Origin of the sequence: Brevibacterium sp. 2SA (assembly GCF_005502845.1) — a bacterium.
Classification (GTDB): Bacteria; Actinomycetota; Actinomycetes; order Actinomycetales; family Brevibacteriaceae; genus Brevibacterium.
The window spans coordinates 1-8472 of the sequence record NZ_SCMW01000085.1 but is presented as its reverse complement, the minus strand read 5'-3'; the positions used below and the strand labels follow the sequence as shown (position 1 = coordinate 8472).

5 protein-coding genes and 1 pseudogene are annotated in these 8472 nt (G+C 69.1%); all 6 read left to right on the top strand.

Going from position 1 to position 8472, the window contains the following annotated elements; genetic code table 11:
* Positions 1-379, top strand: a pseudogene (locus tag FFS20_RS17235) (ribose-phosphate pyrophosphokinase); the annotation flags it as partial.
* Positions 380-424: 45 nt separating this feature from the next.
* Positions 425-1087 (top strand): GntR family transcriptional regulator, encoded by a 663-nt coding sequence (locus FFS20_RS17230; protein WP_137827007.1) that lies wholly within the window; start codon positions 425-427, stop codon positions 1085-1087.
* 205 nt (positions 1088-1292) lie between these two features.
* Positions 1293-2807: an IMP dehydrogenase gene (gene guaB, locus FFS20_RS17225; protein ID WP_137827006.1), complete on the top strand. Its 1515-nt coding sequence runs from the start codon at positions 1293-1295 to the stop codon at positions 2805-2807.
* 391 nt (positions 2808-3198) lie between these two features.
* Positions 3199-4740 (top strand): SidA/IucD/PvdA family monooxygenase, encoded by a 1542-nt coding sequence (locus FFS20_RS17220; protein ID WP_137827005.1) that lies wholly within the window; start codon positions 3199-3201, stop codon positions 4738-4740.
* A complete protein-coding gene (locus FFS20_RS17215; protein ID WP_249356925.1) occupies positions 4737-7376 on the top strand; it encodes a GNAT family N-acetyltransferase in 2640 nt (879 codons plus the stop codon). The genes FFS20_RS17220 and FFS20_RS17215 overlap by 4 nt, the downstream gene beginning before the upstream one ends.
* Before the next feature lie 140 nt (positions 7377-7516).
* Positions 7517-8472 (top strand): LacI family DNA-binding transcriptional regulator (locus tag FFS20_RS17210; RefSeq protein WP_137827004.1); only part of this gene is annotated, 956 nt, incomplete at its 3' end.

Below are 8472 nucleotides of genomic sequence, written 5' to 3'. Positions count from 1 at the left end.
ACGCACCCGCCTTCACAAGCCTGCCGGGGGACGGCAGGTCATCGAGGTGCCCGGGGAGGTCAATGCGATCAGCCGCATCGACCACCTCGGCGAGATCGAAGCCCACGGTCACGGGGCCGGGCGGGTGAGCGAATACCGGCTCGCACCGCTCACCGGCAAGACCCACCAGCTGCGTGTGCACATGAACGCCCTCGGGCTGCCGCTGTTCGGCGATCCGGTCTACCCGGTCGATCGCAGCCCCGACCCCTACGACTTCTCCGCGCCGCTCCAGCTGCTCGCTGCGACGATCGACTTCACCGACCCGCTGACCGGCCGCCCCCGGCACTTCGCGACCGGGCTCGACCTCGACCGCGCGGGACAGGGGATGCGGCAGGCGTAGTGGGTCGGCGACGCGGAAATGAGACGGACACGGTAGCCTGGAGGTATGAGTCCCAACGCCCCCGGATGCACCTCTGAGGCGATCGTCGCCCTGGTCCGGACCCGAATCACGAACGGTGAGTACCCTGCGGGGTCACCGGTGCGCGATGGTGCGCTCGCGAAGGAATTCAACGTCTCGCGCAACACCGCCCGCGAGTCCCTCAGTCTGCTCCGCCATGCCGGCCTGCTCACCCAGGAGCCCAACCGCGGCTTCTTCGTCCGCACCTTCGGCATCGACGAGCTCAAGGATCTCTACCGGGCCCGCCGGGTCTTCGAGATCCGCGCCGTCCAGGAGTCCCAGGACGCCTCCGACGAGGCGATGGCCGCCGTCGAGGCCTCCGTCGTCCGCGCCGAGACCGCCCCGGAGAACGAGAGCTGGACCGATGCCCAGGAGCACTCGGCGTCGTTCCACCGGGCGATCGTCGGTCTGCTCGGCTCGCCGCTGCTCGACGAGTTCTACCTCAACCTCATGGCGCGGCTGTCGACGACGTTCTCCCGCTCCCCGGAGCCCGGCAAATACCATTCGCACTGGGCGAACCCGCACCGCGACATCCTCGAGAAGATCAAGTCGGGTGACCGGCAGGGCGCCGAAGGGCTGCTGCGCATCCACCTCGACGATTCCGAGGCCTCGACGCTCGACCTCGCCCGCTCCGTCGGCGCCGGCCGCTGAGACTGGGTCAGGCACCGTCCGACCGCCTCGGCGAGCTGACCAGGGCACCCGTCCGGTCGCCTCGGTGAGCTGACCGGGACTCCCGTCCGACCGCCTCGGCGAGGTGTCCATTCTCACAGCCCGCGGTAGTTGAAACTGTGGATCGTCCACATGCCCCTTCGATACCATTGATCAACTGATCTCTCCGCGTCGAAAGGCTGGTCTCATGGGGAACCTCGAGCCCGCAAACGATCCGTTCTCTCTCACTGGGCTCACGTATGACGACGTTCTGCTCCTGCCCGGCGACACCGACGTCATTCCTTCGGAAGCCTCGACGACGACGCGCCTGACCAAGGAGATCGAGCTCAACATCCCGCTCGTCTCCGCGGCCATGGACACCGTCACCGAATCGCGGATGGCCATCGCCATGGCCCGCATCGGGGGACTCGGCATCATCCACCGCAACCTGTCGAAGGAAGACCAGGCCGACCAGGTCGACTACGTCAAGCGGTCCGAGTCCGGGATGATCAACGACCCGCTGACAATCACGCCGGAGAAGACGCTCGAGGAACTCGACGAACTCTGCGGTCGCTACCGCATCTCCGGCCTGCCCGTCGTCGACGAGAACGACGTGCTGCTGGGCATCGTCACCAACCGCGACCTCCGCTTCGTCTCCCGCAGCGAATTCCCCACGCGCACCGTTGCCGAGACGATGACCCCGATGCCGATCGTCACCGCCCCCGTCGGCGTCGCGCCGGAGAAGGCGTTCGAACTCCTCGCCGACAACAAGGTCGAGAAGCTCCCGCTCGTCGACGAGAACAACGTCATCAAGGGCCTCATCACCGTCAAGGACTTCGTCAAGACCGAGGAGTACCCGCTCGCGACGAAGGACGCCGAAGGTCGTCTGCGCGTCGGTGCGGCCGTCGGCTTCTACGGTGACGCCTTTGAGCGCGCCGGGCTCCTCGCCGAGGCGGGCGTCGACGTCCTCGTCGTCGACACCGCGAACGGCCACGCCCGCGGCGTGACCGACATGATCAAGACGATCAAGGCCGACCCGGCGTTCTCCCACGTCCAGATCATCGGCGGCAACGTCGCCACGCAGGAGGGCGCGCAGGCGCTCATCGACGCCGGAGTCGACGCCGTCAAGGTCGGCGTCGGACCGGGATCGATCTGCACGACCCGCGTCGTCGCCGGCGTCGGCGTCCCGCAGGTCACCGCCATCCACCTCGCCGCCCAGGCCGCCCGCGCTGCCGGCGTCCCGGTCATCGGCGACGGCGGCCTCCAGTACTCCGGTGACATCGGCAAGGCGCTCGTCGCCGGCGCCGACACCGTCATGCTCGGCTCCCTGCTCGCCGGCTGCGACGAGTCCCCGGGCGAGCTGATCTTCGTCAACGGCAAGCAGTACAAGGCCTACCGCGGCATGGGCTCGCTCGGCGCGATGGCCCCCCGCAAGGGCAAGTCGTACTCGAAGGACCGCTACTTCCAGGCCGACATCGCCACCGACACCGAGCTCATCCCCGAGGGCATCGAGGGCCGCGTCGCCTACCGCGGACAGCTCAAGCAGGTCGCCCACCAGCTCACCGGCGGACTGCGCCAGACGATGTTCTACGTCGGCGCCCGCACGATCGACGAGCTCAAGGCCAAGGGCAAGTTCGTCCGCCTGACGACGGCCGGCCTCAAGGAGAGCCACCCGCACGACATCCAGATGACCGTCGAGGCACCGAACTACGTCTCGAAGTGAGCACCTGAGCGCAGTGAGCGGCTGAGCACAGTGAGCTTCTGAGCGGTCCGCGCCGAGGTGGGGCCGGGATCCAACTCCAGGTGCGGCTGCGTCCCTCTCCGCAGTGGAGACGACGACATCGACGAACGGCTGCGACCCCCCGTTGCGGGGGTCGCAGCCGTTTGCTGTGATGAGCGTCACAGGACGAATTCTGCGGCGGTTCTCGTTAGGTCTGTGACCGTCGCGATCCGCGCGGACTCGCGCCTGACGTCACCCCTCCGACACCGTGCAGTCACGCCTGTAGTCCTCTGACCTGGGCTTTCGTCCAGCATTTTTCGTCGTACTTAGGGTAGGTTTCCCTAATGCACCCGGGTTGACCCCGGGACGCAGACGAAGGAGGCAACGAACGCTCATGACTGCTCAGCACTCAGTGACACCCGCACCGCCGTCCCCCGCACACGACGACAACTCACACGACCACGACGCGCACAGCGCCGGCAGGTACGACCCTGGCGCACACGACCGCCACACGCACAACCCCGACTCCCGCGTCCACGACATCGTCGGCATCGGCATCGGGCCCTTCGGACTGGGGCTTGCCGCCCTGTCCGATCCGCTGCCCGACGTCGACGCCGTCTTCCTCGACCAGCGCGCGGAGTTCCGCTGGCATCCGGGCATGATGATCGAAGGCGCGACCATCCAAGTGCCCTTCCTCGCCGACCTCGTCACCATGGCCGATCCCACGTCGCCGTATTCGTTCCTCCAGTTCCTCAAGGACCGCCGGCGCCTCTACCCGTTCTTCATCCGCGAATCCTTCTACCCGCTGCGCGCCGAATACGACGAGTACTGCCGGTGGGTCGCCGCTCAGTTGGGGACGCTGCGCTGGAACCGGACGGTCACCTCGGTGACCAATGACGGCGGCGTCTACCGGATCCTCGCCGAGGTGACCGACGCCTCCGGACGGATCGTCGACATCGAGACCTACCGCGCGAAGCACGTCGTCCTCGGCGTCGGCACCGCACCGGTCCTCCCCCCGGCGCTGCAGGCCCTGACGAGCAGCGACGCCGAAGCGGCCGGCAACGGCCCCGTCATCCACACCGCGGACTACCTGGCCAACCGTGAACGGCTGCTCGCGGCGGGATCGGTGACGATCATCGGCAGCGGACAGTCCGCCGCGGAGATCTACCGGGACCTCATCGAGGACGCCGAGGACCGTGGGGTAAGCGTCGACTGGATCACCCGCTCGCCCCGGTTCTTCCCCATGGAGTACACGAAGCTCACCCTGGAGATGACGTCACCGGAGTACACCGACCACTTCCGCGCCCTGCCCGATGACCTGCGCGGACGGATCGGACGCGAACAGCGCGGCCTCTACAAGGGCATCAGCGCGGACCTCATCGACGACATCCACGACACGCTCTACCGGCTCAGCCGCGGCGGTCGGCGACTCCTGACGACCCTCGCCACCGATGCGGAGCTCATCTCCGCCCGCCCCGCCGAGGCGACCGCGGAGTACGAGCTGACCTTCCGCAACCCTGTGCTCGGGCAGACCTTCACCCGGTCGGCCGGTGCCGTCGTCGCCGCCACCGGGTACCGCGCCGGTGTCCCGGCGTTCCTCGGCCCGCTCGGCTCGGAGATCCACCGCGATCGCGAGGGCCGCCTCGACATCAGCCGCGACTACACCGTCAATGCGGCCGGCACGATCCACGCCCTCGGCATCGAAGAGCACACCCACGGCGTCACGGGTCCTGACCTCGGGTTCGGGCCGTGGCGCGCCTCGGTGGTGCTGTCCCAGGTCACCGGTCGTGAACCCTATCCGATCGAACGGTCGATCGCGTTCCAGACCTTCGGGGTTCCCGGCACCGAGGCGACCGCCGAGACAGACCGCACCACCGAGGAGACCGCGCGTGCCGCCGACGAACCCAATCGCACGAAGGAGATGACCCACGCATGAGCACCGACACGATGAACACGGCGACGGACGAGGCCGGTGCAGGCACTGACTGCGACACCGGCCCCGCGCCCGGCACCAGCCGCGCGACCGGAATTGCCGCGACCACGCTGACCGCGGCAGGGGATGCCGCAGCCGCCGAGATCGCCCGGTCGATCTCGATCGTTCCGCTCGACCCGCAGGGCCACGCCGAGGAGGTCCACGCCTGGCTGACCCACCCGCGCTCGCACTTCTGGCAGATGACCGACTTCGACCGACAGGCCGTGGGGTCCTATCTCGAGGCGATCCGCGCCTCGGCGGATGAGAACGGCTGGATCGGGCTCATCGACGGCGCGCCGGCCTTCTACGTCGAGACCTATGCACCGTCGCTGCTCATCCCCACCGCGGTCATCGCCGAGGAGCCCGGCGACATCGGGATGCACCTCCTCATCGCTCCACCACAGGGCCGGACCCGCAGCGGCCTCACCGACGCCGTCATGGCGCGCGTCATCGACTTCTGCCTGCGCCCGCACTCACAGGGCGGACGCGGGGCCAGCCGAGTCGTCGTCGAACCCGACGTCGGGAATCCGGCGATCCACGCGAAGAACGCAGCCGCCGGCTTCCGCGTCATCGCCGAGGCGGAGGTGCCGCTGGGGGAGACGACGAAGACCGCGCTCGTGAGCACGTGCACCCGCACGGACTTCGCGACGAGCCGCCTCGGGCGGCTCATCGCCGGAGCCGGCGTCACCGGGAACGGCGGAGACGACGAGGCAGGCGACGGCGACCGAGATCGGCAAGGCGAACGCCTCGGCGAGGGCGACCCCGAGCCTCTCACGCAGGACGACTATGCCCACCTCACCCCTGAGGCATTCGCCGTGGTCAGCCGCCATCTCGTCGCGAAGTCGATCGCCGAGTTCGCCCACGAACGGCTCATCGCCCCCAGCCAGAACCCTGAGGCCGGCGAGCACGCGTGGGTGCTGACGATCCCGGGCGACCCCGACAGCCCGGGAAGCGGACCGGACGATCACCCGGCGGCCCCCGTCATCCACTACACCTTCGAGGCGCGCGTCCTCCCGCTCGAGCACTGGGTCATCGATGACGCGAGCATCTCGCGGTTCCGGGACGGGCGGGCGGTCAACCTCGATGCGCAGGAATTCGTCCTCGAACTCCAGGACAGCCTCGGCGTGCCCGAGGACCTCATCTCGACGTACCTCGAGGAGCTCGCCTCGACGGTGGCCGGCAGCGCGTTCAAGCTCACTGCGGCGCGCAGGGGTGAGCGCCCGGATTCCGCGGCGCTCGCCGATGCCGACTTCCAGACGATCGAGGCCGCGATGACCGAAGGCCACCCCGGCTTCATCGCGAACAACGGGCGCATCGGGTTCGGACTGCGCGACTACCGCAGGTGGGCGCCGGAGACCGGCAGACGCAACCGCCTCGACTGGGTCGCCGTCGACCGGGAGCAGTCGCACCTGGCGCTGGGCGACGGACTCGATGAGGAGAGGCACCTCGCGTGGACTCTCAGCGACGACGAACGCGAGCTCTTCGACAGCCGACTCGCCGCCGTCGGCAGACGCCTCGAGGACGTGCACCTCATGCCGGTTCATCCGTGGCAGGCCGACCACCGGCTGGCGATCACGTTCGCCGCCGACATCGCCCGCGGCGGACTCATCCCGCTCGGGCCCGGCCTCGACGACCACCAGGCGCAGCAGTCGCTGCGGACGTTCTTCAACCATTCGCGTCCGGGCGCACCCTATGTCAAGGTCGCCCTCGCGGTGCAGAACATGGGGTTCCTCCGCGGACTCTCACCGACGTATATGCGCGACACCCCCGCGATCAACGACTGGGTCGCTCGCCTCGTCGACGGTGATCAGGCGTTCGCCGCTGCCGGGTTCCGTCTGCTGCGCGAACGCAGCGCGATCGGCTACACCGGCGATGTCTACCACCGCACCCGCGCGACGAACCCGCACCGGAAGATGCTCGCCGGGCTGTGGCGGGAGAACCCGCTGCCGCTGCTCACCGACGGCCAGCGGACGATGACGATGGCGGCCCTGCTTCATCGCGACCACCTCGGCGAATCCCTCGTCTCCCACCTCATCCGCCGTTCGGGACTGAGCGCAGAGGACTGGGTGCGGGCCTACCTGAGGGCGTATCTGCAGCCGCTCGTGCACGGGCTGCTCGCCCATGATCTCGTGTTCATGCCGCATGGGGAGAATCTCATCCTCATCCTCGACGCCGAGGTCGTCACCGGGGTCTTCATGAAGGACATCGGCGAGGAGGTCGCCTACCTCGGCGAAGGAGAGCTGCCGCCCGCTGTCGAGCGGATCCGCGCGGTCGTTCCCGGTGAGGAGAAGGCGCTCGCGATCTTCACCGATGTCTTCGACGGGGTGCTGCGGCACCTGGCGGGGATCCTCGACGTCGACGGACTGCTCGAGGCCTCCCGGTTCTGGGCTCTCGTCGCCGAGGTCCTCGACGCATATCAGGGGGAGCACGCCGAGGTGGCACGCGGCATCGCCGGCGACATCGATCTGCGGGCGCCGCGGTTCAAGCATTCGTGCCTCAACCGGCTGCAGCTGCGCAACACGAAGGAGATGGTCGACATCGGCAACCAGGCCGACTCGCTGATCTTCGCCGGCACGATGCGCAACCCGGTGGGGCGCTGATCCCGGCCGGTGTTCCCCGGCGGTGACCGCCGCGGTGACACTGGGCGGGGCTCGGCGGTGCCGCTAATATCGATCCCACGGCCGCCCACTCCGGGGCGGTCGCCGGGGTCGAGGCACCGGACCGTTTCGAAGGCGCACACATGGGCAAGCAGAACGACCGGCCGACACTGGCCACGGTCGCCGAGCGCGCCGGTGTGAGCATCAAGACCGCCTCCCGCGTGCTCAACGGGGAGAAGCACGTCGCCAGCGCCACGGCCGCGAAGGTCGAGACGGCCGCCGAGGAGCTCGGCTTCCGCCTCAACTCCGCGGCCCGGCGCCTGCGCGAAGGCAGCCGCTCACCCTACATCGGAGTCGTCCTCTCCGACATGGACGACCCCCTCCAGGTCCGCCTCCTCGCCCGGCTCGAAGCCGACCTCGCCGAGCGGGGGCTGCGGACCGTCGTCACCGTCACCGGCGGAGACGCCGAGCTCGAGCGCACCTTCGTCGACGAATGCCTCAGCGGTGACATGTCCGGCATCTGCGTCGTCTGCTCCCAGCCGGAGTCGGCGAGCATCTATGCGACGATCTCCCGGGGTCCCACCTCGGCGATGACCGGCGAGATGGCCGTCGTCTCCCTCGACCCGGCGGTCACGGGGCCGGGCATCGTCACGCTCGCCGCCGACGATGTCGACGCCGGTCGGCGCGCTGCCGAACAGCTCGTCCGCCACGGCCACATCAGCATCGGCGTCATCGGGGATCGGGCCCATCTCGAATCGCAGAAGCGCCGGCTCGCCGGCATCCGTGAGGTCCTCGGCGACCGCGGCGACATCGGGTGGCGGGCCTTCCTCGACGAGGATGCGCACGACCAGGCGAGCGCGAAGAACGTCGTTGCCGCCCTCCTCGGCTCCCGGGCCGCCCCGACCGCGCTCATCACGCTCTCGGCGACCGTGACGAAGGGCGCGATCGACGCCAGTCGCCGCCTCGACCAGTGGCCGGCTGTCGTCGGCATCGACGACTTCCCCGGCGCGGATCTGCTCGACGTCACCGTCGTCGACGCCGACATCGACGCGATGTCCGCCGAGGCGGTCCGGCTCCTCGACGGGGGCGCGCCGGAGAG

Bases quoted from the DNA above. Each gene is read 5' to 3' on its own strand.
- FFS20_RS17230 (WP_137827007.1), top strand. From the start codon at position 425: ATGAGTCCCAACGCCCCCGGATGCACCTCTGAGGCGATCGTCGCCCTG.
- guaB (WP_137827006.1), top strand. From the start codon at position 1,293: ATGGGGAACCTCGAGCCCGCAAACGATCCGTTCTCTCTCACTGGGCTC.
- FFS20_RS17220 (WP_137827005.1), top strand. From the start codon at position 3,199: ATGACTGCTCAGCACTCAGTGACACCCGCACCGCCGTCCCCCGCACAC.
- FFS20_RS17215 (WP_249356925.1), top strand. From the start codon at position 4,737: ATGAGCACCGACACGATGAACACGGCGACGGACGAGGCCGGTGCAGGC.